23 protein-coding genes and 6 tRNA genes are annotated in these 25,699 nt (G+C 50.2%); 11 read left to right on the top strand and 18 right to left on the bottom strand.

The window, feature by feature from the left end; genetic code table 11:
• Window positions 1–84 precede the first annotated feature (84 nt).
• Window positions 85–160, bottom strand: a tRNA-Asn gene (locus ACFOE0_RS17135).
• 784 nt (window positions 161–944) lie between these two features.
• Between ACFOE0_RS17135 and uvrB the strand changes: the two genes are divergently transcribed.
• Window positions 945–2,969, top strand: coding sequence for an excinuclease ABC subunit UvrB (gene uvrB, locus ACFOE0_RS17130; RefSeq protein WP_248936369.1), 2,025 nt, complete (start codon window positions 945–947; stop codon window positions 2,967–2,969).
• Window positions 2,970–3,059: 90 nt separating this feature from the next.
• On the opposite strand, the gene ACFOE0_RS17125 is transcribed toward uvrB, so the two are convergent.
• From ACFOE0_RS17125 to queC, 6 genes are all read right to left on the bottom strand, one after another.
• Window positions 3,060–3,362 (bottom strand): ankyrin repeat domain-containing protein, encoded by a 303-nt coding sequence (locus ACFOE0_RS17125; RefSeq protein WP_248936368.1) that lies wholly within the window; start codon window positions 3,360–3,362, stop codon window positions 3,060–3,062.
• A gap of 48 nt (window positions 3,363–3,410) precedes the next feature.
• The gene (locus ACFOE0_RS17120) at window positions 3,411–4,214 is read right to left on the bottom strand and encodes a glucose 1-dehydrogenase (protein WP_248936367.1); all 804 of its coding nucleotides are present in this window, start codon (window positions 4,212–4,214) and stop codon (window positions 3,411–3,413) included.
• A 17-nt stretch (window positions 4,215–4,231) separates the two neighbouring features.
• A complete protein-coding gene (locus ACFOE0_RS17115; protein ID WP_248936366.1) occupies window positions 4,232–4,552 on the bottom strand; it encodes a hypothetical protein in 321 nt (106 codons plus the stop codon).
• 26 nt (window positions 4,553–4,578) lie between these two features.
• Window positions 4,579–5,346 carry a nuclear transport factor 2 family protein gene (locus ACFOE0_RS17110; protein WP_248936365.1) on the bottom strand — a complete coding sequence of 256 codons (768 nt, stop codon included), beginning with the start codon at window positions 5,344–5,346 and terminating at the stop codon, window positions 4,579–4,581.
• Window positions 5,347–5,482: 136 nt separating this feature from the next.
• Window positions 5,483–6,079 carry a rhombosortase gene (gene rrtA / locus ACFOE0_RS17105; RefSeq protein ID WP_248936364.1) on the bottom strand — a complete coding sequence of 199 codons (597 nt, stop codon included), beginning with the start codon at window positions 6,077–6,079 and terminating at the stop codon, window positions 5,483–5,485.
• Window positions 6,064–6,759, bottom strand: a complete 696-nt coding sequence (gene queC, locus ACFOE0_RS17100) for a 7-cyano-7-deazaguanine synthase QueC (RefSeq protein WP_248936363.1) — start codon at window positions 6,757–6,759, stop codon at window positions 6,064–6,066. Before queC ends, rrtA begins: the two co-directional genes overlap by 16 nt.
• Before the next feature lie 296 nt (window positions 6,760–7,055).
• On the opposite strand from queC, the gene ACFOE0_RS17095 reads away from it, so the two are divergent.
• Both ACFOE0_RS17095 and queE read left to right on the top strand, forming a co-directional pair.
• The gene (locus ACFOE0_RS17095) at window positions 7,056–7,733 is read left to right on the top strand and encodes a hypothetical protein (protein WP_248936362.1); all 678 of its coding nucleotides are present in this window, start codon (window positions 7,056–7,058) and stop codon (window positions 7,731–7,733) included.
• A 197-nt stretch (window positions 7,734–7,930) separates the two neighbouring features.
• Window positions 7,931–8,599, top strand: a complete 669-nt coding sequence (queE, locus tag ACFOE0_RS17090; RefSeq protein WP_248936361.1) for a 7-carboxy-7-deazaguanine synthase QueE — start codon at window positions 7,931–7,933, stop codon at window positions 8,597–8,599.
• A 66-nt stretch (window positions 8,600–8,665) separates the two neighbouring features.
• Here queE and ACFOE0_RS17085 read toward each other — a convergent pair whose 3' ends face one another.
• The 6 genes from ACFOE0_RS17085 to ACFOE0_RS17060 all read right to left on the bottom strand — a co-directional run bounded on the left by ACFOE0_RS17085 (window position 8,666) and on the right by ACFOE0_RS17060 (window position 10,421).
• The gene (locus ACFOE0_RS17085) at window positions 8,666–9,739 is read right to left on the bottom strand and encodes a PLP-dependent cysteine synthase family protein (RefSeq protein WP_248936381.1); all 1,074 of its coding nucleotides are present in this window, start codon (window positions 9,737–9,739) and stop codon (window positions 8,666–8,668) included.
• Between the two features lie 106 nt (window positions 9,740–9,845).
• Window positions 9,846–9,930, bottom strand: a tRNA-Tyr gene (locus ACFOE0_RS17080).
• 42 nt (window positions 9,931–9,972) lie between these two features.
• Window positions 9,973–10,057, bottom strand: a tRNA-Tyr gene (locus tag ACFOE0_RS17075).
• A gap of 41 nt (window positions 10,058–10,098) precedes the next feature.
• A tRNA-Tyr gene (locus ACFOE0_RS17070) sits at window positions 10,099–10,183 on the bottom strand.
• A 28-nt stretch (window positions 10,184–10,211) separates the two neighbouring features.
• Window positions 10,212–10,296: transfer RNA gene (locus tag ACFOE0_RS17065), tRNA-Tyr, on the bottom strand.
• 40 nt (window positions 10,297–10,336) lie between these two features.
• Window positions 10,337–10,421, bottom strand: a tRNA-Tyr gene (locus ACFOE0_RS17060).
• Window positions 10,422–10,546: 125 nt separating this feature from the next.
• Here ACFOE0_RS17060 and ACFOE0_RS17055 point away from each other — a divergent pair.
• The 3 genes from ACFOE0_RS17055 to ACFOE0_RS17045 all read left to right on the top strand — a co-directional run bounded on the left by ACFOE0_RS17055 (window position 10,547) and on the right by ACFOE0_RS17045 (window position 13,720).
• Complete coding sequence (locus tag ACFOE0_RS17055; protein ID WP_248936360.1) at window positions 10,547–11,068, top strand: VC2046/SO_2500 family protein; 522 nt, start codon at window positions 10,547–10,549, stop codon at window positions 11,066–11,068.
• A gap of 26 nt (window positions 11,069–11,094) precedes the next feature.
• The gene (locus ACFOE0_RS17050; protein WP_248936359.1) at window positions 11,095–11,376 is read left to right on the top strand and encodes a DUF406 family protein; all 282 of its coding nucleotides are present in this window, start codon (window positions 11,095–11,097) and stop codon (window positions 11,374–11,376) included.
• Window positions 11,377–11,542: 166 nt separating this feature from the next.
• Entirely contained in the window at window positions 11,543–13,720 is a 2,178-nt protein-coding gene (locus tag ACFOE0_RS17045; protein WP_248936358.1) for a putative bifunctional diguanylate cyclase/phosphodiesterase, read from the top strand.
• A gap of 35 nt (window positions 13,721–13,755) precedes the next feature.
• Here the strand turns inward: ACFOE0_RS17045 and ACFOE0_RS17040 are convergent, their stop codons facing one another.
• Window positions 13,756–14,223 carry a YchJ family protein gene (locus ACFOE0_RS17040; RefSeq protein WP_248936357.1) on the bottom strand — a complete coding sequence of 156 codons (468 nt, stop codon included), beginning with the start codon at window positions 14,221–14,223 and terminating at the stop codon, window positions 13,756–13,758.
• Entirely contained in the window at window positions 14,220–14,786 is a 567-nt protein-coding gene (locus tag ACFOE0_RS17035; RefSeq protein ID WP_248936356.1) for a YybH family protein, read from the bottom strand. Before ACFOE0_RS17035 ends, ACFOE0_RS17040 begins: the two co-directional genes overlap by 4 nt.
• A gap of 118 nt (window positions 14,787–14,904) precedes the next feature.
• Between ACFOE0_RS17035 and smrA the strand changes: the two genes are divergently transcribed.
• Entirely contained in the window at window positions 14,905–15,495 is a 591-nt protein-coding gene (gene smrA / locus ACFOE0_RS17030) for a DNA endonuclease SmrA (protein ID WP_248936355.1), read from the top strand.
• 103 nt (window positions 15,496–15,598) lie between these two features.
• Here the strand turns inward: smrA and ACFOE0_RS17025 are convergent, their stop codons facing one another.
• A complete protein-coding gene (locus ACFOE0_RS17025; protein WP_248936354.1) occupies window positions 15,599–17,458 on the bottom strand; it encodes a M2 family metallopeptidase in 1,860 nt (619 codons plus the stop codon).
• A gap of 176 nt (window positions 17,459–17,634) precedes the next feature.
• On the opposite strand from ACFOE0_RS17025, the gene ACFOE0_RS17020 reads away from it, so the two are divergent.
• Together ACFOE0_RS17020 and ACFOE0_RS17015 are read left to right on the top strand one after the other, a co-directional pair.
• Entirely contained in the window at window positions 17,635–18,276 is a 642-nt protein-coding gene (locus ACFOE0_RS17020) for a TetR/AcrR family transcriptional regulator (protein ID WP_248936353.1), read from the top strand.
• Between the two features lie 11 nt (window positions 18,277–18,287).
• Window positions 18,288–20,564, top strand: coding sequence for an acyl-CoA dehydrogenase (locus ACFOE0_RS17015; protein ID WP_248936352.1), 2,277 nt, complete (start codon window positions 18,288–18,290; stop codon window positions 20,562–20,564).
• Window positions 20,565–20,625: 61 nt separating this feature from the next.
• On the opposite strand, the gene pyk is transcribed toward ACFOE0_RS17015, so the two are convergent.
• Entirely contained in the window at window positions 20,626–22,065 is a 1,440-nt protein-coding gene (gene pyk / locus ACFOE0_RS17010; RefSeq protein ID WP_248936351.1) for a pyruvate kinase, read from the bottom strand.
• Between the two features lie 272 nt (window positions 22,066–22,337).
• Complete coding sequence (locus ACFOE0_RS17005; RefSeq protein ID WP_115138490.1) at window positions 22,338–23,195, bottom strand: MurR/RpiR family transcriptional regulator; 858 nt, start codon at window positions 23,193–23,195, stop codon at window positions 22,338–22,340.
• A gap of 313 nt (window positions 23,196–23,508) precedes the next feature.
• Here ACFOE0_RS17005 and zwf point away from each other — a divergent pair, with 313 nt between their 5' ends.
• Window positions 23,509–24,978, top strand: coding sequence for a glucose-6-phosphate dehydrogenase (zwf, locus tag ACFOE0_RS17000; RefSeq protein WP_115138491.1), 1,470 nt, complete (start codon window positions 23,509–23,511; stop codon window positions 24,976–24,978).
• 11 nt (window positions 24,979–24,989) lie between these two features.
• On the top strand, window positions 24,990–25,694 hold the full coding sequence (gene pgl, locus ACFOE0_RS16995) for a 6-phosphogluconolactonase (protein WP_248936350.1): 705 nt from the start codon (window positions 24,990–24,992) through the stop codon (window positions 25,692–25,694).
• The last annotated feature ends 5 nt before the right edge of the window (window positions 25,695–25,699 follow it).

Raw genomic sequence — 25,699 nt, 5'->3', positions numbered from 1 at the left:
ACTGGACTTGAACCAGTGACATACGGATTAACAGTCCGCCGTTCTACCGACTGAACTACAGGGGAACATACTTTAGCTGAAAATTGGCTCCCCCGACTGGACTTGAACCAGTGACATACGGATTAACAGTCCGCCGTTCTACCGACTGAACTACGGGGGAATCGTTTTCAACAGCGTCTCGCTGAGAACGGAGCGCATAGTAAATCGCTCAGTCATATGAGTCAACTCGCTACCCTAAAAAAATCGGTTTTATTGCATCAAGTGCTCATCTAATGTGCACGACCGCTTTGTTTGCAGGCAACTTGTTGAATAAATGCGCCCTTTTGACAATTGGAGATGGATAAAAAGCAAAGGTAATAGGCCTGTTCGCGGGTTCAGGCCCTTGTGGTTGCTTATGGCTATTCCCACAGACATAGAGAATGGTAGTGGCTGATTATATTGAAATTCGCCTGAACTGAGTTTCAAATGTAATAAACTTTCACAATGTGGCGGTGAAAGGCCTTACAAATCCACAAGCCTGAATCCCGCATCAACTAAGGGCTGGCTTCAGTTATCCACTGTTTCTGTGGATAAGCCTGTGAGCACACTGATCATACTCGTCTGTATCCCAGCCCCAATGGGCATTTGCTACAAAATGTACGACTTTTGATGAGTTTTGGAAATTGGCTATTTTTCAGACAGATAAGAAAATCAAGTCGCCAATCGTATCGATTTTGAGCAAGTGTTACCCGTTCATGTCACAATTGACTCATGCTTGTGTATTAAATTGCCGACAGGCTGGGTGCTGGCGTCCCGTTTGTCGCACAGAAGGGAAGATTACAGCTGTCGAAAACTTTCAACAGCTATTGGGCACTGTTTTTAATCGGTGAGACAACAGCTTGTGTCACTGGAGCTGACAAGAAGGCTTGAGTACACTAGGGGGCTAACCAAAAGGAATAGTGCCAGTGTCAAAAACCGTCTTTGATTTGCAATCCAACTATACTCCTGCCGGGGATCAACCCAAAGCCATTGAACAACTGGTTGACGGGATTGAGTCCGGTCTGGCGAGACAAACACTACTTGGGGTTACCGGGTCGGGGAAAACCTTCACTATTGCCAATGTGATCGCCACCCTGGGACGTCCAACCATTATTATGGCGCCCAACAAAACCCTGGCGGCCCAGCTCTATGGCGAAATGAAGGAGTTCTTCCCCAATAATGCGGTGGAATACTTCGTTTCCTACTACGACTATTACCAGCCTGAAGCTTATGTGCCAGCGTCGAATACCTTTATTGAGAAAGATGCATCGGTCAATGCCCATATCGAGCAGATGCGACTGTCTGCCACCAAAGCCTTGCTTGAGCGCAAAGATGTAGTACTGGTTGCCTCTGTGTCTGCTATCTATGGCCTGGGTGATCCCGACTCATATATGAAGATGCTGTTGCATCTGCGTCAGGGCGACTTTATGGGACAGCGGGACATCCTCAAGCGTCTAAGCGAACTCCAGTACACCCGCAATGATATGGACCTGCAGCGTGGTACTTTCAGGGTGAGGGGAGAGGTAATAGATATCTTCCCTGCTGACTCAGATCGCGATGCGATCCGCGTTGAACTGTTTGATGACGAGATTGAGCGCTTAAGCGAGTTCGATCCGCTGACAGGGCAGATGACTCGCAAGCTGGCAAGAACCACGGTTTACCCCAAGACTCACTATGTGACCCCCAGAGAGAAGATCCTTGAAGCGACCGACTATATTAAGGAGGAGCTCAAGGTTCGCAAGCAGCAACTGCTGGACAATAACAAGCTGATTGAAGCTCAGCGGATCACTGAGCGGGTGCAGTACGATCTGGAGATGATGACAGAGTTGGGTTACTGCTCAGGGATTGAAAACTACTCCCGTTACCTGTCGGGGCGAGCTGAGGGGGAAGGGCCACCAACCCTGCTTGATTACCTTCCGGCTGACGGTCTGTTGGTGATCGACGAGTCTCACAATACCGTGCCTCAGATTGGTGCCATGTATAAAGGTGACAGATCACGAAAAGAAACTCTGGTGGAATATGGATTCCGTTTGCCCTCTGCACTGGATAACAGACCGCTCAAGTTTGAAGAGTTTGAGTCTCTGATCCCGCAGACTGTATTCGTATCGGCAACGCCCGGCCCCTATGAGCTGGACAAGAGTGATGGTGAGATCGCTGAGCAGGTGGTCAGGCCTACAGGCTTGTTGGATCCCGAGATCGAAGTGCGTCCGGTAGCGACTCAGGTGGACGATCTGCTGTCTGAAATCGGTAAACGTACCGCGGTTAACGAAAGGGTATTGGTGACCACGCTGACCAAGCGGATGGCAGAAGATCTGACTGAATACCTCGATGAACATGGTGTGCGGGTACGTTATCTGCACTCAGATATCGATACCGTCGAGCGGGTTGAGATCATCCGGGATCTGCGCCTCGGTATGTTCGATGTACTGGTGGGCATTAACCTGTTGAGGGAAGGTCTGGATATGCCGGAAGTCTCTTTGGTCTGTGTGCTGGATGCTGACAAAGAGGGCTTTTTGCGCTCAGAGCGTTCTCTGATCCAGACCATAGGTCGTGCCGCCCGTAACGTGAATGGCAAAGTTATTCTGTATGCTGACCGCATTACAGATTCCATGGCCCGTGCCATGGGAGAAACTGAACGGCGACGTACCAAACAGCATGAGTTTAACCTTGCCAATGGCATTATCCCCAAAGGCGTGGTGAAAAAGATCACCGACGTTATGGATGTTGGCGACAGCGACAAGCGTTCTTCCCGTCGTGGCAGTGACAGTCGAACAACCAGAGTGGCTGAGCCGAAAGGGGATTATCAGGTGCGTGATGCGGCTGATCTCAGCCATGAGATAGACAGGCTTGAAAAACAAATGCATGAACATGCCCGCAATTTGGAATTTGAAGAGGCCGCGGCTCTGCGGGACCAGGTCAGCCAGATGCGAGAGATGATGATCAAGGCTTGATAAGGCACCATCAAAGAAGCGACCACTGTGGTCGCTTTTTTATTATCTCAAGTCCCCATTACGGCAAGCTGTACCAGAGGATTATGGCGTTTAACGGCGGAGTTTGAGTAGCCTAGTCATCTTCTGGCTGGTTTGGCTTTGTACCCCCATACTGATTTCGCCATGCCATAGGGTAAGGTCCAGCGGGCTGTGCCCGTCAGATGTTTGCAGGTTTGGGGCTGCACCGGCTTCGAGTAACAGGCGAAGTATCTGTAGGTTTTGATGCTGGCATGCGTAGTGGATTGCAGCCAGCCCAGAGCTATCCCTGATATCAGGATCAGCTTTTAGCGCCAGTGCCTGAATGACTCCGTTGAGATCATTTTGCTTTGCTGCGTCTGTCAGTTGTAAGTTCATTTAAGACTTCAATCTTTCCTGTCAGGTACAGACCTCGTCATTTCGGTTTCAGTTCTTAGCTGGTGCTGCGGCTGAGCCCGCCAAAATGCCGCCATCAATGGTCAGCTCAGTACCGGTCACATATTTTGACTCGTCACTGGCCAGATAAAGTGCCGCGTAGGCCACATCCAGTGGCTCTCCCATGGTTTGCAGCGGCACATCGGCAGCCACAGCGCTAATGGCGTTTTCCCAGGCTTCCCCCTCTCCGAGCATGGCGTCCCACATGGGAGTCAATATGGCTCCCGGATGAATTGAATTACAGCGGATAGGATAACCTTGTTGGGCGCAGTAAAGGGCGACGGTTTTACTGTGGTTGCGCACGGCAGCCTTGCTTGATGCATAGGCTGCAGCACCGGGTATGCCGACCATGCCGGAGCGGGAGGAGATATTCACAATACTGGCCGCAGTTGAAGACTTCATCATGCCGATACCGTACTTACAGCCGAGAGTCACTCCATTCAAATTGGTGCTGTGGACCTTGTGCCAGCTGTCTAAATCCAGGTGCTCAGGATCATGAGGCCCAGGCGTTTCAAGAAAACCCGTAATACCGGCGTTATTGACCAGAATATCCAGGCGACCAAACTGATCCAGTATCTGCTGGGTAACGCTTTGCCACTGGTTCTCATCGCTGACATCCAAATGGATATAACTGGCGAGGTGCCCCAGTCTATCGGCTAACTCAGCCCCCTGTTGGTCATTGATATCGGTAATGACCACTTCCGCGCCTTCCTGCACAAACAGTTCAGCCGTAGCCTGGCCAATCCCCCGGGCGGCACCGGTAATCAGGGCGACTTTGTTGGTTAATCTTGGCATTTTTCCTCCATGAAAGGTCAACAGACCCTCTGCAGTGCTTCACGGGCTGATGAAGCAGGAAACCTTTGACCGTTTAATATAATAGTGTCGGTATCCGGGCATAGTAACAGCTCAACCCGGTTTGGGTGTTGGTTTTGGCCATAAGGCCGCAAATACAACACTAACTTACCTGAGTTTTCACAGGCCTCGATAAAGTCCCATTGGCTGCGTGACAGATCCAGTAAGAGACGGCCGTTTTGCCTGTGAGTGACGACAGGGGCGTAGATCCAATGTGACATCCTGACTTCATGGGGGCGGGTCAGGATGAGGAAATCACCAAGGATTATCTCCTCTTCCATCTATTTCTTCCTTTGTTTCCTGCCACTCAGAACTTGCCATTCTGATTCACCCAATCACTGCGTGGCGGTATGGTTTCCGTTGTATCCCAGTGCTCCACTATCTTGCCGTTGTCCAGACGAAACAGATCGTAAAACGCAGTGGGGTATCCCAGCTTTTGACCTTCACATTGGGTCAGCACAAAGTTGCCTTCAGCAAATGTACGGTGTAACTGCCGGTATTCAGTCAGGGCGTCACCTTTGTCGCTTTGTCGGGCTAAATGGGTCTCAAGTACGCTGAGGTTATCTTCGAGCTGCGGGTTGTGTTCAATATACTTCGCAGGGGCGATAAAACTGCTGAGCTGGTTGAACTGCCTGTTGATCATGACTGTTTGGATAAAGTCTGAAACATGTTGGCGGTTGGTTTCCGTCAGGTGTTTGTCCTGCACCCGGGTTTCACCATCAGTCATGGTATGCCCGGATAAGTTTGCCGGTTGCTTTAGTTGCAGATTATCCCAGTGCTCCACCGCCTGATCACCGTCAAAGCGAAAGACCTCGAAACAGATCTTCTCGCTGCTGAAGTCATACTCTGTGTGGGCAAAAATGAAATCGCCATCGGCAAAAATTCTGATAATGGAGACTCTGGGGTTGGTTTTTGCCAGGCGGGCAAAGAGTTCTGCAAGACCCACATCGCCTTCCCGGGTCAGCGGATTGTGTTGGATGTATTGCTGCTCATTGACTACGGCAACCGACTCTGGCTCGCCGGTTTCTATGCCTTTCAGCAGGGCAATAATCCCCTGTTTGCGTCTTTCTTCCATAATGACTTCCTGAGTTGACTGACTTTGCCAGCATATTCTGCCTTTAGGGAGTTTAATACCCCCGGAAAGTAGAGTAAGAGATGTGAATTGTCGGATTAACCTGGAAGTAGGGGCAAACGCCTCTTTGACGGGGATGTCAGTGATTTGCCCCCGGACGTTTGCACAACCATTGCCACAGCAGCGCACAGATGATGCCGGCAAGCATGCCCACAAGGTGAGACTCAACCGCGACTTTGGCATCTATCAGGGACGCCAGTTCAGTACTGCCACCGCTGGCCATTTCATAACTGACCTTGGCGATGACGCCGACTATCAGTACCCAACCGAAACGGACGCCGTTAAGCAACTCATTACAGGCGCCAAAGGCAAACAGGCCGTGGAGCACACCACTCAGGCCCACGTAGCCCATCATAGAGGGAACAAACCAGTACAGTCCCAGACCTTCGGCAGCAAACAGTGTCAATAGCAGCAAGCTAAAGCCCGCCAGACGGAATGGCCACTTAAATAGTGAGATGATGACCCAGAGCCCGGCGAGGTTCATCAGCAAGTGCCAATGATTGGTATGCAGCAAGTTACCGGTAATCAACCGGAACCACTGACCATTCTCGATTTGGGAACGGCGAAAAGCCAGCTCGTTATCCAGACCAAGAAAGTAGAGTAGAGGACACAGTAAAGAGAGCAGCAAAGCTGCTCCCATGGGAGAATTAAACCAACTGGCTAGTTTTTGCTGCATTTGTCATCCAATGACTTCATCACCTGAGCTTTGTTATTCAGATACTCTTCCAATCCATTGCGGCGTAGATGGCAGGCTGGGCATTCACCACAGCCATCACCCTTAATGCCGTTATAGCAGGTCAGGGTTTGGTTTTTAACCAGCTCAAGACTGTCAAACTTGTCGGCCAGTGCCCAGGTTTCCGCCTTATTCAGCCACATCAAGGGTGTAACCAGATTCAGTTGTCTGTCCATCCCCTGAACCAGTGCAGACTCCATGGCTTTAATAAAGTCATTACGGCAATCCGGATAACCGGAGAAATCGGTCTCACATACACCGGTAATGACAGCCTCTGCGCCCAGCTGGTACGCATAAATGCCAGCCAGGGTAAGGAACAGAATATTACGGCCTGGCACAAAGGTATTGGGCAAGCCATTATCCATCAGCTCATGGGAGACAGGGATGTTGTCCCGGGTGAGAGCACTGATCGCCAGCTCATTCAGTAGTCCGACATCCAGTACCTTGTGACTGGCAATGCCCAGATCTTTTGCCAGTTGTTCAGCGACCTGGATTTCGCCGCTGTGGCGCTGACCATAGTCAAAGGTGATGGCGTGGACTTCGTCATACTGCTGCATCGCCTGAATAAGGCATGTGGTTGAGTCCTGGCCTCCGGAAAAAACAACGACGGCTTTGGTTGTCATAATAGCTTGTTAAGTCAGTTTAAATATGGGGCGATTTTATCAGATGGCTTCAAATAGATCTCCCTGTGAAAACATAGGAATACATAGGCTTTGGGGATTATCTGGAAACATGGCGAACAGCGGAAAGCCTGCATATACCTTGTCGGAGGTATTTGGAGGTTACCTGCTTGTTCATTCAGCTGAGGGACAGCTGATACACATCAATATAACTTGCTGAAACCAAAGTGGCTTTTGATGTCATAAAGCCCATGCCATGACCTGTTTAGCTGTAAATGAGCACTTTGCCGGAGAAAACTATGATCCCAACGATAGTGGAAACCCTTTCATCTAACTTCGACCCTTTCTACTCAAATGCCAAACAAAATGGTGCCCATACTCTTAAATTGAATGAACTGGGCAGCCAGTTTTTGAGGGTTTCAATTGGAAACCAGGTTAAATACGGCGGCCTTTTTATAGAGTGCAAGTGCAAGTACTCCCACCTGGCCAGTGAGATAACGGCTGCCAATGAAGATTTATTGCTCTTTGGAGAGCGTATTATCTGGAAGAACATAGAGGGGCCTGAAGAGGCGGTAGAGTTTGTGAATTTACTTCTTGGCTATGTTGATGAAGAGCCGGATAGCAATGACTTCGATCGGGGAGGAATTGAGTTCGACGGCATGGCGAAGCTGTCTAAAGTAGAACATCGCAGGTATAACAGGTTCTGGGAGATCTCCAGAGAGCTCAACGCTGAATTAGGGAGTATTTTCCATGTAGATCATGCCATGAGTATCAAAGAGGTCGGGGTCGATGCAATTACACCAGACAATCTTCAAATTCTGGTCAAAGGTTTGAATACCAGTAAAAATGTCGCCAGTTGGGAGCGGCTGAATTTTGAAGCTCAACATAATCATATAACGACCATGGCGATGATGATCCCCAATGTCGATATGAAACTTATCGATGCCATATTAAAAGACCTGCAAAGCGTCTACTGACATTTCATTGCTTTATCCGACAGAGAATGAGCTTTCTCTGGTCTTTAGCCTGGTAGTTTAGGTATAGGGCAGATTAGTTCTCAATCCAATCTATGGAAAAGGACGCATTGCCTTCCAACTCATCAACTTGCGAAGCGCAGCAAAATCCTCTATAACTCCCCGCCATTACAATAGGGTTTAAACGGGAACACTCTGCTATGCAATATCCGGTCAATGAAGTTTTTGAAACCATACAGGGTGAAGGTGTTTATACCGGTGTGCCAGCGCTGTTTGTGCGGTTGCAGGGATGTCCGGTTGGTTGTCCCTGGTGTGACACCCAACATACCTGGGAATTACTGGACACCAACAAGGTTGCCAGAGCGGATGTGATTCAGGTCGATGGAGTGCAGGGGCGTTGGGCCATGTTATCCTCAGCAGAGCTGATTCAGGCTTTTAACGATAAAGGCTTCAACGCCAAACATGTGGTGATCACAGGTGGTGAGCCCTGCATGCATGACCTGACAGATATGACGACTGAGCTGGAAGCTGCCGGATACCAATGTCAGATTGAAACCAGTGGCACCTTTGATGTTCTCTGTAGCAGTAACACCTGGGTGACGGTATCGCCCAAGGTCAATATGAAAGGTGGGCTGGCGGTATTGCCTCAGGCGCTGAACAGAGCCAATGAGATTAAGCACCCGATAGCAACACAAAAGCATATCGATGAGCTTGATGCACTATTGGCCGATGTGGACACAACAGGCAAAACCATCTGTTTGCAGCCCATCAGTCAGAAGCCAAGAGCGACTGAACTGGCTATGGCGACCTGCATTGCCCGCAATTGGCGCTTATCGGTACAGACCCATAAGTATCTGAATATTGACTGATTGTACTGTTGAATGAAAAACGCCTCACTGAAAAGCGAGGCGTTTTTTTATATCAAGTGCTCTGGTTCAGCACTCTGGCAGTGTCAGTTCACCGGTTTCGGAGAATTGATTCAACAATCCTGAATAGTGTTGATAACAGCCAATGTTCGCTGCTATCCAGTCAGGGTTATAGTAGGTATCCAAGTATCTCTCTCCTGAATCGCAGATCAGGGTCACGATGGAGCCTGACTGACCTGCCTGCTGCATTTCCGCAGCCAGCATCAGAGCGCCAAACAGATTGGTACCGGTTGACGCACCGGTCTTACGCCCAATCAGCGTCTCCAGCCAGTTGATGGTGGCGATGGAGGCGGCATCAGGGATTTTGATCATTCTGTCGACTACACCAGGGATAAAGGACGGCTCAACCCGCGGACGACCAATACCTTCAATGCGGCTGCCTTTTTCGCAGCTGATATTGGCATTTCCTGTGTTGTAAAAGTCGTAAAACACTGAATTTTCAGGGTCTACTACGCACAGTTTACTCGGCAGTCGCTGATAGCGGATATAACGGCCAATGGTTGCTGATGTGCCACCTGTACCCGGGCTCATTACCACCCAGTGTGGTGTCGGATGAGGCTCACGCTCCATCTGGCTGAAGATAGAGTTGGCAATATTATTGTTGCCGCGCCAGTCGGTTGCGCGCTCTGCATAGGTGAACTGATCGAGATAGTGGCCATTCAGTTCTTTAGCCAGACGCTCTGACTCAGCATAAATTTGACTGGAGTGATCAACAAAGTGGCATTGCCCACCATAAAATTCAATCTGCTGAATCTTCTTTTTGGCGGTGGAACTTGGCATTACTGCGATAAATGGCAAGCCCAGCAGCTTGGCGAAATAGGCTTCAGAGACGGCAGTACTGCCGGAAGAGGATTCAATAACCGTGGTGCCTTCTTTAATCCAGCCGTTACACAGGGCATAAAGGAAGAGAGAACGGGCGAGACGATGTTTCAGGCTGCCGGTAGGGTGGGTGCTTTCATCTTTAAGGTAGATATCGACACCGGACAGTGCGGGAATATCCAGTTTTATCAGATGAGTGTCGGCACTGCGTTGGAAGTCGGCTTCGATTTTCTCGATAGCCTGGCTGACCCAGGAAGAATTCATAGTCATAAGGTTTAGTTATTATTCATAACCAAAGATGATAGAGAATTCGTCTGCAGAAAAACAGGGATTAACGTGCGAAAGATTAAGCAATGAACAGCGAGGAAGATGGTGGAGGGAGAAGGATTCGAACCTTCGAAGGCGGAGCCGTCAGATTTACAGTCTGATCCCTTTGGCCACTCGGGAACCCCTCCACATATTGGAGATTTTTAAAGCCAGTTTTACATCAAAGAAGATGGTGGAGGGAGAAGGATTCGAACCTTCGAAGGCGGAGCCGTCAGATTTACAGTCTGATCCCTTTGGCCACTCGGGAACCCCTCCACATTTGGAGATTTTTACAGCCGGTTTTACAACAAAGGAGATGGTGGAGGGAGAAGGATTCGAACCTTCGAAGGCGGAGCCGTCAGATTTACAGTCTGATCCCTTTGGCCACTCGGGAACCCCTCCATCATGGAGAATGTACTTGAATTGAAAGTGGTGGAGGGAGAAGGATTCGAACCTTCGAAGGCGGAGCCGTCAGATTTACAGTCTGATCCCTTTGGCCACTCGGGAACCCCTCCACGAATTCAATCGCGTACTTTCAAATTGTTGTTGCTGAAGTGGTGGAGGGAGAAGGATTCGAACCTTCGAAGGCGGAGCCGTCAGATTTACAGTCTGATCCCTTTGGCCACTCGGGAACCCCTCCTCATCAGCGGCGGCAATATTATGCATTATGGATTTGCATGTAAAGCCTAAAACGCAAAAATCTTCTAAAGTTCGGGCTCAACTGGTCGATTAACTAACAACGAGTTGTTTTTGTGATGTTTTTGTATGCGCGTTGAGCCAGTTTTAATCAATGAGCTTCAATTGGGAGATACGCTTAACCGGGCGATAGAGTTCAATCGCCGGGGTGAGTTTGGCTTGCTGTTGGCCATGCTATCCAATGATGCCCGGGATATGGCTCAATTTACCCTCAGTCAGGACCTGCCACTCGAGGCCAAACTCAAGCTGGAATTTGAGTTACCAGAGTCTCAACCTCTTACCGCTGATCTTTCTTCCGACTATATAGTAGATAACAGCAGCCACTTTCTGGCTGAAGGGGCCCGAAGTTTTCAGCTTCATCAGGCATTGGTGCCGGAGGCGTTGGTTATCCGCGGTGGCAGGGAGAGCGCCATGAGCGAAGTACTGGATAATACCGACTTACACACCCGACTGAGGATGGAAGATGCCAGGGCGGAGATGCCCGAAACATTAACTCTGGCTGATATATTGACCATGCAGCGGAATTTCAGTCGAAAATTAGCTGGTTTATCTGATCAGCACCTTGGTGAGCCTGAAGTCACTGGCATATAATGCGGCTTTTCACAGGAGATATAGTGATGAAAGCCATCCGAGATGCACAATCCGACGCTATTAACGACACCTGCACATACTGTGGCAGCTTCGTAGATGTTGGCGCGGTTATCGAAGCCGATGATACAGAGCTGAAAGTTAACTTTGCCGGTGACGATGCTCACGCCCAGGCTGAAGCGCTGGCTCAGCGTGCCATCAGCCGTTTTGCCAAAACCCAGTTTGCTATCAACCCACAGGCTGATGGTGTCGAGCTAGTGCTGACCTTTGATGTCAGCGTGGAAAAGATGATTTTTCAACTGAGCATCTGATCCCTTGTTGTAGCATCAAGTTTTTACTGTTAACAACTTGATGAGGCAGGTTTACTTCCTGTAATCTGCTGACTGTACATTCGGGCTCAATCGAGCCCGAATAAAATATAAAAATAATAATAATTGTCATCGCCAACAATACGGATGTTGGTCGTCAGGGGCATTAGTGAAACAACGAAAGCATCAACATCTTGTTGAAACGATCGTCAACTCACCTGCCAAAACGCAGGGAAACTTTCGTGAAACAGCCGAGCTTATCAGTGAGCTCCTGTGTCAACATCTGGTTCTGGATGGTGTCAGTGTCTGGCGCTACAACCTGGATTTAACCAGACAATATGCGGTTTCCCGTTTTGCCCTCAATGATGATGTTTACCAGCTCAGAGATGTCGACATCTCACTGTGTCCTTCCTATCTCAACACGCTTAAAACCAACCGTTATATAGATGCCAGTGACGCTGCGGCTGACCCCAGAGTCAGGGAGATAGAGTCCTGCTGGCTGAGTGGAAGGGGGGTGAAGTCCACTTTGGATGTGGCCATTCGAATCAATGGCCGGCTGGAAGGGGTTCTGTGTCTGGAGCGAGCAAACTCCAGAGGAATATGGCATGACAGTGAAATCTATGTTGCATGCCAGATTGCCGATCAACTGGCGCTAACCCTGGCAACTCAGCAAGGCTATGAACAGCAGGAAATACTGTCGCTGTTCCAAAGTGCAGTTGAGCAATCCGATTATGTCACTATGTTGGTGAATCTCAACTCAGAGCGCATCGAGTATATCAACCCGGCTCACAGCAAAATGTCGGGGATTGCACGGGAAAAGGTGCAGGGTGCCAGTGTGGGTAACCTGACTTTTTTCAATCAATACCCTGAGCAAGCGCAACTCTTGCTCACCCAGCTGCGGGAAGGCAAGCCGGTCAGCGGTGAAGTGCCGCTGACACGCCCGGATGGTAAACGCTACTATCTCAAATATCACGCAACCCCCTTTGTCACCCAAAGAGGTAATCTCTACGCGCTGGTCCACAGCGAAGACAACACTCAACCTCATCTTTACCAGGCTGAACTGGAAAGGCTGGCCTGGTGTTGTGGTTTAACCGGCCTTTATAACCGAACCCATTTTATCCAGATACTCGAACGCACTATGGAAGGGGTATTGGTTTTGGTGGATCTGGTGGGCTTTAAACGCTTCAACGATACCTATGGTCATGATCAGGGCGATGTTATGCTGATTGAGATGGCCAGACGGATCCGCCACTTTGCCGATATTCATAAAGCGATTGAGATTGCCAGAGTCGGCAGCGATGAGTTTGCACTGTTGTTGGCACCTTCGCAGCAGCTGGGCGAAGATGCGCGGATTGAAAAGCTCTACGAGCAACTAAAGGCACCACTGCATATCGGACGAGAGCAGGTGGATCCCAAACCGGCGCTGGCAGTGGTCGACATTGCCGAAGTGGCAGATATTATTTCTCCCATAGCGGGTGCGGATATTGCGGTTCAATATGCCAAGAAAAAGCAGGGCAACAATATTCAGTTATTTAACAGCGCCCTGGTCAGTGCGTTTCATCAGGACTCTGAAATTGAGCGGGAGCTGCATGTGGCGATTCGGGGTCGCCAGTTTGAACTCTATTATCAGCCCCTGCGGGATTTACAAACTCAGCAATATATAGGTGCTGAAGCCTTGATCCGTTGGCATCACCCCAAACGGGGCGTTCTCTATCCCGGTTCTTTTATCGATGTCGCAGAGCAGAGCGGTCTTATCGGCCATATTGGCAGTTGGGTATTGGAAGCTGCTTGTAAGCAATTGAATTTATGGCAACACCATAATATCAATCTGTCGATGCATGTGAATGTATCTGCCCGGCAATTCTTTGGTGGTCACTTGTATGAGCAGGTGTGGCAACTGCTCACCCGTTATCGATTAAAGCCCAGAACCTTGATTCTTGAGATTACTGAAACCGAGTTGATGGAAGATGTGATCCATGCGACCAACATGTGTAAAGAGTTGTCTGAACTTGGCGTAGGGTTGGCCATCGATGATTTTGGTACCGGCTATAGCTCGATGCGTTACCTCAAGCAGTTTCCCATTAGCAAGATTAAAATCGATCGGTCATTTATTTCAGATCTGACTGTCAGCAGGGAAAGCCAGGAGATTGTCAGTGCCATTATCGCTATGGCCAAAGCCTTGAATATTTCCCTGACCGCGGAAGGGGTGGAGACGTGTGAGCAGGAAGAGTTCCTGTCAGGTTGTGATTGCCATCAGGCGCAGGGATTTTTGTACAGTCCGGCGCTGCGAAGCCCGGATTTCAACGAGTTTATCAATCTGGAGGATAAACTCAGGGACGAAGTTTGATGATACTCGCCCCATGAGTAACGCTGTTTGCAGCTTTACTTACCGCAACATTTCTTGAATTTCTTGCCGCTTTTACAAATGCAGGCATCATTTCGACCCGGCAGTTGAGCGGTAAACTGTTCACCAGTGGTGTAGAACCAAAGCCCATCTTCGCGAATAAACTGTGACTGCTCAAAAATCGCATCGACACCCTGACCGTCTTTATACCAGGCTTTAAAGGTGACACTGCCACTGTCTTTCACGCTGTCAGATGCGATGACATCCAATCCCAACCATTGGGTTTGTGGACCATCTGCCAACATTGTCTCGGTTAAACCGTTCAGGTGCGCCTTATGGTGGGTGGCAATCAGATAGGGCCAAAGTGCCAAAGTAAAGGCACAGTAACGGGATCGCATCAGAGCTTCTGGAGTTTCTGCGGGAGTCTTGCCTGTGTGTCTGGGTTGGCAACAGGCATCATACTCCCGGCCTGACTGGCAGGGGCAAAACTTGGATTGAGCTGTCATTCTTTCTCTTGGTTTAACGGGCTGAACAGCTCGCCATAATACAGTTTGTCGACTGGTTTTGCAGAGAAATAGAGGGATGGATCGGCTTTGTGGCTGCTGTCTACCGTCAGGTGCCACTTGCCATCTTCGCTTTGCTCCAATACCGAGACAAATTTACCGGCAAATTCACTGGTGGGCTCCCCTGTCTCCGGCGCGGGATAAAAGCGCACCAGAAAGTAACCAACATCTGTGGCTTTTTGCTTATTCAATTGTCTGTCTATCACCCGGAAGTCCACTTCAATGCGTGCTCGTTTGGCGCGGATCCGGGAAAAGAAATTGCGGTGCAGGTCCAGTATCTTCTCTTTACCGATAATGATGGCTTTGCTCTGGCCTTCAGGAAGGTAGCAGGCATTTTCGGAATAGAGGGGGGCGATCAGCGACACATCCAGTTTGTTGAATGCTTTTTTCAATTGCTGGTAGTGTACATTGATATCACTGTTGAGGTTCGGGCTGTCCTGTGCCCAACTCTTTGGGGCTGCGATGATTGCCAACAGGACAAAAATACCCCGAAAAAACTTTCCCATTAAAAAAACACTGTGTCTGTATCTGATGCAGTAAATATAATAAATGCAGCTAACTAACTAAAGTATTAGATCTTTACAAAGTGTGTTGCTCGATGAGTCTTAGATGTCGGGAGGGTGTATGACCGGAGATGAAAGCGAACTGTTTTGGGCTGAAATGGCGGGTGTGAAGCCTTTGGAGCAGGGCGATAAGGTATTCAACCCGGAGGCAAATTCTGTTACTCAGGCGCAGTTGAGCAGGCGTGCAGCGGCTGAGGCCAATGAGTATCTCGACAGAATGCCAACTGATCCAGCCCTGTTTAAACCCATGGCCCCGGACGACCCTGTTTCCTTCAAACGCCAGGGAGTTCAGGATCAGGTGTTTAAAAACCTGCGACTGGGGAAATACAAGCATCCCACCATTCTTGATCTAAGGGGTATGCGGCTGAGAGATGCCAAAGAGGCACTGGTCAATGGCATGCTGGCAGCGTTTGGCCGTGAAGAGCGCTGTGTGTTGCTTATCCATGGCAAAGGTCTGGGGAACAAACCTTATCCAGCCCTGATTAAATCGGCTGTCAGCAGCTGGCTGCCGCAATTGGATGAGGTGATGGGGTTTCATTCTGCCCTCAAAGAAGAGGGCGGAAATGGTGCCATGTATGTGATGCTGGCTAAGTCTCAGGCTCAGAAGGATGCCGCGAGGGAAACTCACCACAAAGGTTCAGGCTTCAGATAATACCGGACCTTATCCATTGATTTTCAGTCACAGGCTGATTTGTACAACAACGGACACCAAATAAAAAAACGCGGCCATGGGCCGCGTTTTTACGTTGAGCTTTTTACCAACCGCACTGACGATTGGCTGCCTTGTTTTGCTCATCCAACCAAACTTTCAACGGGGCAAAGTAGTCAAGTACGGCGCCGGCGTCCATGGTATCAGTGCCTGTCACTTCTTTAAGCGCGACCTGCCAGGGTTGGCTCATCCCCATTTCGAGCAGGGTGTTGAGTTTCTCACCGGCCACTTCGCTGCCATAGATGCTGCAGCGGTGAACCGGACCGGTATCTCCTGCCAGCTCGCATAAAGAGCGGTGGAACTGAAACTGCAGAATATGGGCGAGGAAGTAGCGGGTATAAGGCACGTTACCCGGAACATGGTATTTTGCACCCGGGTCGAAATCCTGCTCACTGCGCGCTACAGGGGCAGCGACGCCCTGATACTTCTCACGCAGTTCCCACCAGGCCTGATTGTACTGCTCAGGTTTGATTTCACCGGAGAACACTTTCCAGCGCCATTGGTCAATCATCAGACCAAAGGGCAGAAACGCGACTTTATCCAGCGCCTGTTTGAGCAGCAGACCGATATCCTTGCTTTCATCGGGAATGGTTTCAAGCAGGCCAATCTGTTGCAGATAAGCCGGAGTAATAGACAGGGCTACGGTATCGCCAATGGCTTCATGGAAACCATCGTTGGCGCTGTTTTTAAACAGATGAGGCTGGCCTTTGTATGCCCTTTGATAGAAGTTGTGACCCAGTTCATGATGGATCACCACAAACTCTTCACCCGTCTTCTGAATACACATCTTGATGCGGATATCATCTTCATTATCCAAATCCCAGGCAGAAGCGTGGCACACCACATCTCTGTCCTGTGGTTGAATGAACAAAGAGCGGGTCCAGAAGGTATCAGGCAGCGGCTCAAAACCCAAAGAAGTAAAGAAAGACTCAGCCTGCTTCACCATCTCTATCTCATTATAATTGTGCTCGGCCAGCAGGGCGGTGACATCATAACCAGGATCGGCATTTTCCGGTGCGACCATGTCATAGATGGTGCTCCACTGCTGCGCCCACATATTGCCAAGCAGGTGGGCCGGAATTGGCTGGTCTTTGGCGACGACTTCGTCACCATACTCTTTATTAAGCTCACCACGGACATAACAGTGCAATGACTCATACAGAGGTTCTACCTGACCCCAAAGACGGTCAAGCTCGGCGCTGAACTCCTGGGGCTTCATATCATATTGGCTGCGCCACAACTCGGACAGGTCGGCAAAGCCAAGATCCTGAGCCCCTTCATTGGCCAACTGGACTTCTCGCTCAAACAAAGGACGCATAGGTTGTGAGATTTGACGCCAACCAGTCCATACCTCTTCAAGCAGGGCAGGATCTCTGGACTCAGCCAGTATGGCGGAAAGTTCGGGAAGTGTTTTGCAGTCACCATCAGCGAAACAGTACTTACCTTTGCCATATATGCCGTTAAGCTCAGCGGCGATGGAGGCAAGTTCCTTATTTTTAGCCGGATCAAGTGGGGCAGGTAATACCAATGCACTGCGCAGTATATCGAGTTTGCGTTGATTAACAGGGTCCAGTTCAACGCCGACAAACTGGGCCGCTTCGGTGGCATAACCGACCTGGGCTGCAGTAACCTCTTCGGCGACTTCTGCAGCCAATGCTGCGGTATCTTCAGTAATAAAGTTAGAGTAAATCCATTCTGCCCGGGATTGTTTTTCCGAGAGCTGAGTCAGATGGTTTTCAGCTTTTGTTATAAATGCTACTGCCTGTTTAGTCGAAGGTAACAGCTGTTTGGACTCAAGCGGCTTTGTGTTTGTATCTGATTGCGGAGACTGGGGCTGCTGGCAGCCGGTAATTCCTATTGCCGTGATCACTGCCAGTGCGGATATACTGAGGTGCCGTTGAAACATATTTGCTATCCCTGTTGTTTTTTTGTTGATGAGTTTACCCTATCCTTAAGTGACCAGATAGCCTGAGGCTTTGAAAGGCGCGGTTCTACCAGAGAAAAACATCGAATTTAGTGTTTGACAATTTATTAACCGCTGTTTAATTTAAACGAGTGTTTTAAATAAGTTAGGTAGAACTCATGGCAAGCCGAAGTGACACCAAAACCCGAATTTTAGACGCTGCAGAGAAACTCTTCGCTGAACGTGGCTTTTCTGAAACTTCGCTGCGACTGATCACCAGTAAAGCGGAAGTGAATCTGGCATCAGTCAACTATCATTTTGGCTCTAAAAAAGAGCTTATTCGCGCTGTTCTCGCCAGGTATCTCGATGTCTTTATGCCGCTGGCAACCGATGAGCTGAAACAGCTCAGAGAGGAAAAACAGCAAATCCCACTTGAGCAGGTGTTCTCAGTTCTGGTCAATCCTTTGCTCGAACTCAATAAATTGCGCCCTGACGGTACGACTTTGTTTCTGCAACTGCTCGGCAGAGGGTATATTGAGAGTCAGGGTCATCTGAGGTGGTTTATTACCACCCACTATGGTGAGCACCTGAGCTTCTTTGTTGATGCGGTATCTGAAAGTGTTCCGGAGATCCCCAAAGCGGATATGTTCTGGCGATTGCACTTCACCCTGGGCACGATTGTTTTCACCATGGCATCGGCTGATGCTCTGATGGAAATTGCTGCCGCAGACTTCAATGAGCAAAATGATATTGAAGCAGTGATCCGCAAAGTTATTCCTTATATGGCTGCCGGGGTCAATGCGCCGCAACTGACTGCATAAAGGCTGATGTGATGATAAGTTTCCTTTTATTGCTGACAGCACTGATTGTCGTGCTGTTTGGTGTAACCAGTGTCCGCAGGCAGGTCATTTCACGACCTGCCTTTGCTTTTTTTAAGCGCGTCTTACCCCCTTTATCTGATACCGAAAGACAGGCGATGGAAGCCGGTGATATTTGGTGGGAAGGTGAGCTGTTTGGGGGCAAGCCAGACTGGAATCGTTTACACGGTTTTGGCAAGAGTGAGCTGACTCCACAGGAGCAGGAGTTCATCAAGGTTCAGGTCAGTCATGCCCTGAGTCTTATCGATGATTACGACATAGTCCACAACCGCAGGGATCTGCCGCCTGAACTGTGGGAATACTTCCGCAAAGAGGGGTTCTTCTCACTGATTATCCCCAAACAGTACGGTGGTCATGAGTTTTCCGCCTACGCCAACTCAACGATTGTGTCCATGTTGGCCAGTCGCAGTATCAGTGCCGCGGTAACTGTGATGGTGCCCAACTCTCTGGGACCGGGCGAATTGCTCAGTCACTATGGTACCCGTGAGCAAAAAGAGCAGTGGCTGCCGGCACTCGCCAAAGGGGATGAAATTCCCTGTTTCGCACTGACAGGCCCTGAAGCTGGCTCAGATGCGGGCGCTATACCTGACACAGGTGTAGTTTGCCTGGGTGAGTTTGCGGGTGAAGAAGTCACAGGCATTCGACTCAACTGGGACAAGCGATATATCACGCTTGCACCCGTAGCCACAGTGCTGGGTCTGGCGTTCAAACTAAAAGACCCCGATGGCCTGCTCGGTGACAAACAGGATATTGGCATTACCTGCGCGCTGATCCCTGTCTCTCACCCGGGTGTTGAAACAGGTATTCGTCATGATCCACTTGGTCTGGCATTTATGAACGGTACTACCAGAGGTAAGGATGTCTTTATTCCTCTGGACTGGATTATCGGCGGTGTTCAATATGCCGGACACGGCTGGAGAATGCTGGTGGAGTGTCTGTCAGCCGGCCGGGGGATTTCGCTGCCCGCGCTGGCCACGGCCAGCGGTCATATGGCGACCAAAACCACCACTGCCTACAGTGCAGTGCGCCATCAGTTTGGTATGCCAATTGGTGCGTTTGAAGGGGTACAGGAAGCACTGGCACGTATTATCGGCAACACCTATCAGCTGGAGGCTGCGCGCCGACTCACCACGACAGGTTTGGACCTTAAAGTTAAACCTTCTGTGGTTACCGCAATTGCCAAATACCATATGACTGAAATGGGGCGTTCGGTAATGAACGACGCCATGGATATTCAGGCAGGCAAGGGGATTCAACTGGGTCCCAAGAACTACCTGGGTCACCATTATATGGCGAACCCGCTTTCCATCACTGTTGAAGGCGCCAACATACTGACCCGCAGCCTGATGATATTTGGTCAGGGTGCCACCCGTTGTCATCCGTTTGTCCTTAAAGAGATGGCTGCGGCGTCAATGGATGATGAAGAGGAAGGGCTGGATCAATTTGATGAGTTGCTTATCTCACACATTATTTATGCCTGTAAGAATGGTTTCCGTGCCTTCTGTCATGCACTGACAGGAAGTCGCTTAGCCACGACCCCGGTCAGTGGTGAAACCCGGGCATATTATCAACATATGGAGCGGATCTCTTCAGGCCTGGCTATAGCCACGGATTTCGCCATGCTGGTGATGGGCGGTGAATTGAAGCGCCGGGAGATGATGTCTGCCAGATTGGGCGATGTGCTCAGCCAGCTGTATCTGGCGTCAGCCACCCTCAAGTTATTCGAGGACAACGGTCGTCAGTATGAAGATCTGCCTGTGGTGCATTATGTTATGCAAACCCGCTTGCAGCAGGCTGCTGCGGCGCTGAAGGATGTGGTGAGAAACTTCCCGAATCCCGTGCTGAGGTTGAAGCTGGGACTGATTCTGTTTCCACTGGGCAATCATTTCAATGGCCCATCGGATGAGACAGTTCGGCTGGCGGTTGAGGGTATGTTAAAGCCGGGGCCGGGTCGGTCTCGTCTTACCTTCCTGTGTCCGGATCTTGAGGGGGACACCAGTGGTATTGCCGAAGTGGAAACTGCCTTTATGGCGATGCACTGTACCCAGTCCCTGAGAGCCAGAGTGGATAAAGCCATCCGCAAGGGGAAAGTTCAGCTAAAGTCCGGTGACAACCGTTTCGATGCTGCCCATGAGGCAGGTATCATCACAGCGGAAGAGTCAGACAGGCTTAAGCAGGCAGATGAGGCCAGAAAGGCAGCCATTGCAGTTGATGAGTTTGATAAGCTCTGACGACAAACTGTTAAAACAAAAAAGGAACGCCGCGGCGTTCCTTTTTTTATGACGTTGGCAATTAAGCCACAATCAAAACCTTACAGGTGTTGGTGCCGCCAATGGTCTCCATGGCATCACCTTTGGTCATCAATACCATGTCACCGGATTGAAGGTAGTTTGACTCTTTCAGCATAACCAGTGCGTTGGCCGCAACTTCATCTGCTGTGTAAGCCGTGGTGTCAAAGTAGATAGGCTGAACGCCACGGTACAGTGCCATTTTCGCCAGTGTCGTCTCGTGACGGGACAGACCCAGAATAGGCAATGCCGAGGTGATACGTGACATCAGGCGAGGAGTCGAACCAGACTCAGTCAGGGCAATAATCGCCTTGACGCCTGGCAGGTGGTTGGCAGCGTACATGGTAGACATGGCGATGGTTTCTTCCACTGTGGTGAAAGACTCATCCAGTCTGTGCTTGGATACACGTACGCTTGGGTGTGACTCTGCGCCCAGACACACGTTGGCCATGGCTTTAACGGTTTCTTCAGGGAAATCACCGGCTGCAGTCTCGGCGGACAGCATCACTGCATCGGTACCGTCCAGCACTGCGTTGGCAACATCCATAACTTCAGCGCGGGTTGGCATTGGGCTGGAGATCATCGACTCCATCATCTGAGTCGCAGTGATTACCGCTTTGTTCAACTGGCGTGAGCGGGCGATCAGTTTCTTCTGAACAGCCACCAGTGCAGCGTCACCAATTTCAACACCCAGATCACCACGGGCAACCATCACTGCGTCTGAAGCATTGATAACATCATCCATAGCTTCATCGGTGGCAACCGCTTCTGCACGCTCTACCTTGGCCACAATCAGTGCATTGCTGCCAGCTTCACGGGCTAATTTACGGGCGTATTCCAGATCAGCACCGCTGCGTGGGAAAGACACTGCCAGGTAGTCCACCTGAATTTGAGCTGCAGTGTGAATATCAGCTTTGTCCTTGTCGGTCAGAGCTGCCGCAGACAAACCACCACCTTGCTTGTTGATTCCCTTATTGTTGGACAGGGGACCTGCCACCACAACACTGGTAATAACCTTACGGCCTTCAACCTTTTCCACTTTCAGTTGCACACGGCCATCATCCAGCATCAGGATATCGCCAACAACCACGTCGTCAGGCAGCGCCTTGTAATCAATACCTACCGCGTTTTGATCACCTTCACCTTTACCCAGCTCAGCGTCCAGCACGAAAGTATCGCCCAGGTTCAGCTGAATTTTCTGGTTATCTTTAAAGGTAGAAACGCGGATTTTAGGGCCCTGAAGATCACCCAGGATAGCGACATGGGTGCCGAGCTCTTTGGCGATTTGACGGACTGCGTTGGCGCGTTCGAGGTGATCCTCTGGTGAGCCATGGGAGAAGTTCATGCGGACAACATTGGCACCGGCGGCGATGATGCGGCGAAGATTATCATCACGATCAGTGGCTGGGCCGAGTGTGGTCACGATTTTGGTTCTGCGGAACATATGACACTCCGTTAATTTCATATTGTCTGCCCGTTATATTATCAGCTTCCATCTGAAATTGTAGGAAAATTACAATCAAAAACCGTAAAATGCCTGATCGAAATTTGTGAAGTCTCACCGGGTTTTTGTGCCGGAATTTGCCTGTATTCCAGTTGTGGCCAGTATCTGGGGCATAGATGACAACTTGATTACACCGTTTGCAAAGATCAGTTTGCCGTAATACAGACAATAAAAAAGCACCCGCAGGTGCTTTTTTGTCTAAGTCACACTAACTACACGTGGCTGTGGTCAACTGTGATTCGGGACTCTTTCAGAACTTCTTTGACGCGCTTCAGGCTGTCACGGAATCGTGGACCGCGGCGCAGGGTAAAGCCAGTAGCCAGTACGTCGATAATGACCAGCTGTGCCAGGCGCGACGCCATTGGCAGGTACATGTCTGTGTCTTCCGGTACTTCAATAGTGACCGGCAGAGTACACTCGGCAGACAGTGGCGAATTACGGGCGGTAATACCGATAACTGCGGCACCATTTTCGCGGGCCAGACGGGCAATGTCGATCAGTGATTTTGTACGACCTGTGTGAGAGATAAGCACTACAACATCACCCTCTGTGCTGTTGATACAGCTCATGCGCTGCATCAGCACATCATCAAAACAGATGACCGGTACATTAAATCGGAAAAATTTATTCTGAGCGTCGTGGGCCACAGCTGACGATGCGCCCAGACCAAAGAAAGATATTTTCTTCGCCTGAGTCAGCACATCCACGGCTTTATTAATGGCGCTGGTATCCAGGCTCTGTCGGGCCGTATCCAGCGATGCCATTGAAGATTCGAAGATTTTAGTGGTGTAAGAATCCGGGGAGTCATCTTCTTCTACGTGGCGGCTCACATAGGGGGTGCCATTCGCGAGACTTTGGGCCAGATGCAGTTTAAAATCAGGGAAGCCCTTGGTATCCAATCTGCGGCAAAAACGGTTAACGGTTGGCTCGCTGACGTCCGCCATCTTGGCCAGCGTGGCAATACTGGAGTGAATGGCCGTCTGGGGTGAAGCCAGGATGACTTCAGCCACTTTTCTTTCAGATTTACTGAAATGAGCGAGGCTTTTCTGAACCTTTTCTAGGGTATTCATACGCGTACGTCCGCTAAATTTCGATAGTGTAGTTTTATTTATAGACAACGGTGATAGATGTACAGAATAACAACATTTCTATCAAGCACCGTAAGGGACATCCGTGGATGTCCAGTCTTGAAAGAATCGACTGGCAACGCTCTTTCAGCCTGAAAAAGCATAACAGAATCATGATGACAGTGACTATAGCACCCGGTCACGACATTTTTAAATTTCTGGGTGCAATTACAATATTCTGTTGTTATATTACGACAAAACAGTGGGTTTCTTAGCAATCACAAACCCGGTGACCCTAAAAGGAGAGCTTGAAGCAATGGGTATTTCTTCAACAGCCGCCAAAGCATGTGACTTTGTCCTGTTTGGCACCAAAGGAGACCTGGCCCGCAGGAAGTTGTTGCCTTCTTTATATCAGTTGGACAAGGCACAACTGCTGCAGGACAAGACCCGCATTGTCGGGGTGGCAAAGGACGACTTCAGTCGCGAGGCATTTCAGGAGCTGGTGAAGACCGCGCTGGATACCTTTGTCAAAGAGCCCCTGTGTGATGAGACTGTGTCTCGCTTCCTTGAGCGGTGTCACTATGTGGGAACCAATTTCACCGATGCGGACGGATATGCCGCTTTCCACGAACTGCTCGAACCCTCCCATGTTATGGTGAACTACTTCGCCACTCCCCCAGCCATTTTCGGCGATATCTGTCGCAGTCTTCACGAACAGAATCTGATCAAGCCTGATACCCGCGTGGTACTCGAAAAGCCAATCGGCTCTGATTTGGCCTCTTCCAAAGTGATTAACGATCAGGTGTCTGCCTACTTCGATGAAAGTCAGGTTTACCGTATTGACCACTATCTGGGTAAAGAAACGGTACAAAACCTGATTGCACTGCGTTTTGCCAACTCACTGTTCGCGTCCAAGTGGGACAACCGAACCATCGACCATGTACAGATTACTGTGGCCGAAGAAGTGGGTATTGAAGGGCGCTGGGGCTACTTTGATAAAGCCGGTCAGATGCGTGACATGATCCAGAACCACCTGCTGCAGGTGTTGACTCTGGTTGCCATGGACCCACCGGTGAACCTGGATGCCGACAGCATTCGCGATGAAAAAGTGAAAGTGCTCAAGTCGCTGCGTCCAATCAACATGGACAACGTATTTGAAAACACGGTTCGTGGTCAATACACCGCTGGCTTCCTGCGTGGCAGCCCGGTTCCTGGGTATCTGGAAGAGGAGGGTGCCAATACCGACTCTACCACCGAGAGCTTTGTGGCACTGCGGGTCGATATCGATAACTGGCGTTGGGCCGGTGTGCCTTTCTATCTGCGCAGCGGTAAGCGCATGCCATTCAAGAGCTCAGAGATTGTCGTGTACTTCAAAAATCCACCGCACAACCTGTATCGCTCCAGCTACCGTAATCTGCCGCCTAACAAGCTGACTATTCGTCTGCAGCCCCATGAAGGTGTTGAAATTCAGATGATGAACAAGGTACCGGGTCTGGAGCAGAGCACTCGTCTGCAAACCACCAAACTTGACCTCAGCTTCTCCGATACCTTCAAGAACGAGCGCATTGCCGATGCCTACGAGCGTTTGCTGCTGGAAGCCATGCTGGGTAATCAGGCGCTGTTTGTGCGTCGCGATGAAGTTGAGCAGGCATGGACCTGGGTGGATGGCATCATCAACGCCTGGGAAATGTCCAACGAGAGACCCAAGCCATATCCGGCAGGTACCTGGGGCCCTGTGGCGTCAGTCGCACTGATCACCAAAGATGGCCGTTCCTGGGACGAGTAAGGAGAAGCACTGTGATTAAAGAAGCCGTGTTTAAATCTTTCGACAGCACAGATGCACTGGAAGCACAGCTGGCTGATCGTATTGCCCGCCAATTGCAGCAGGCAGTCGATTCCCGCGGAAAGGCTTCGCTGCTGGTGTCCGGTGGTTCAACACCGCTGAGACTGTTCCAGGCGCTCAGCGAAAAGGCAATTGACTGGAGTGATGTTTATATCAGTCTGGCCGACGAGCGCTGGGTAGAGAGCTATGACAAAGACTCCAATGAGTCGCTGGTCAGAGCTAATCTGCTGCGTGGATTGGCCGCCAACGCCAAATTCCGTGGTCTGAAGAACATGTTTGCCACTCCGGAAGCCGGTCTGGCCATGACCACTGAGTCGCTGGCCAACTTCCCGCGCCCGTTCGATGTTGTGGTGTTGGGTATGGGCAATGATGGCCATACCTGTTCCTGGTTCCCCTGCGCCCCGGCGGCTGAGCTGGATAACGCACTGGATACCGATGCTTTGCTGGCAGCGGTTAACCCGGGCTCGGCACCACATGCCCGTATTACCTTTACCCGTCAGGCGATTCTGGCCAGCCGCCAAATCTACCTGCACCTGGTAGGGGAGCAGAAATTAGCAGTCTATCGTCAGGCTCTTGAGAGCGACGATATCAAGGCCATGCCCATCAGAGCGGTATTGGCCCAACACAAGACTCCGGTAGACGTTTACTGGAGTGCTTAAGGAGG

The sequence above is a fragment of the Shewanella submarina genome, assembly GCF_042646185.1.
Classification (GTDB): domain Bacteria; phylum Pseudomonadota; class Gammaproteobacteria; order Enterobacterales; family Shewanellaceae; genus Shewanella; species Shewanella corallii.
Note: the sequence above shows the minus strand (reverse complement) of the source record. Positions and strands in the feature narration are given on the sequence as shown.

Coding starts and splice junctions, on each gene's coding strand:
- ACFOE0_RS17025 (WP_248936354.1), bottom strand. CDS start 17,458: ATGTTTCAACGGCACCTCAGTATATCCGCACTGGCAGTGATCACGGCA.
- queE (WP_248936361.1), top strand. CDS start 7,931: ATGCAATATCCGGTCAATGAAGTTTTTGAAACCATACAGGGTGAAGGT.
- ACFOE0_RS17005 (WP_115138490.1), bottom strand. CDS start 23,195: ATGAATACCCTAGAAAAGGTTCAGAAAAGCCTCGCTCATTTCAGTAAA.
- zwf (WP_115138491.1), top strand. CDS start 23,509: ATGGGTATTTCTTCAACAGCCGCCAAAGCATGTGACTTTGTCCTGTTT.
- ACFOE0_RS17085 (WP_248936381.1), bottom strand. CDS start 9,739: ATGAATTCTTCCTGGGTCAGCCAGGCTATCGAGAAAATCGAAGCCGAC.
- smrA (WP_248936355.1), top strand. CDS start 14,905: ATGACCGGAGATGAAAGCGAACTGTTTTGGGCTGAAATGGCGGGTGTG.
- ACFOE0_RS17040 (WP_248936357.1), bottom strand. CDS start 14,223: ATGACAGCTCAATCCAAGTTTTGCCCCTGCCAGTCAGGCCGGGAGTAT.
- ACFOE0_RS17035 (WP_248936356.1), bottom strand. CDS start 14,786: ATGGGAAAGTTTTTTCGGGGTATTTTTGTCCTGTTGGCAATCATCGCA.
- rrtA (WP_248936364.1), bottom strand. CDS start 6,079: ATGCAGCAAAAACTAGCCAGTTGGTTTAATTCTCCCATGGGAGCAGCT.
- ACFOE0_RS17055 (WP_248936360.1), top strand. CDS start 10,547: ATGCGCGTTGAGCCAGTTTTAATCAATGAGCTTCAATTGGGAGATACG.
- ACFOE0_RS17120 (WP_248936367.1), bottom strand. CDS start 4,214: ATGCCAAGATTAACCAACAAAGTCGCCCTGATTACCGGTGCCGCCCGG.
- ACFOE0_RS17125 (WP_248936368.1), bottom strand. CDS start 3,362: ATGAACTTACAACTGACAGACGCAGCAAAGCAAAATGATCTCAACGGA.
- pyk (WP_248936351.1), bottom strand. CDS start 22,065: ATGTTCCGCAGAACCAAAATCGTGACCACACTCGGCCCAGCCACTGAT.
- ACFOE0_RS17015 (WP_248936352.1), top strand. CDS start 18,288: ATGATAAGTTTCCTTTTATTGCTGACAGCACTGATTGTCGTGCTGTTT.
- ACFOE0_RS17095 (WP_248936362.1), top strand. CDS start 7,056: ATGATCCCAACGATAGTGGAAACCCTTTCATCTAACTTCGACCCTTTC.
- queC (WP_248936363.1), bottom strand. CDS start 6,759: ATGACAACCAAAGCCGTCGTTGTTTTTTCCGGAGGCCAGGACTCAACC.
- ACFOE0_RS17115 (WP_248936366.1), bottom strand. CDS start 4,552: ATGGAAGAGGAGATAATCCTTGGTGATTTCCTCATCCTGACCCGCCCC.
- ACFOE0_RS17050 (WP_248936359.1), top strand. CDS start 11,095: ATGAAAGCCATCCGAGATGCACAATCCGACGCTATTAACGACACCTGC.
- ACFOE0_RS17110 (WP_248936365.1), bottom strand. CDS start 5,346: ATGGAAGAAAGACGCAAACAGGGGATTATTGCCCTGCTGAAAGGCATA.
- ACFOE0_RS17020 (WP_248936353.1), top strand. CDS start 17,635: ATGGCAAGCCGAAGTGACACCAAAACCCGAATTTTAGACGCTGCAGAG.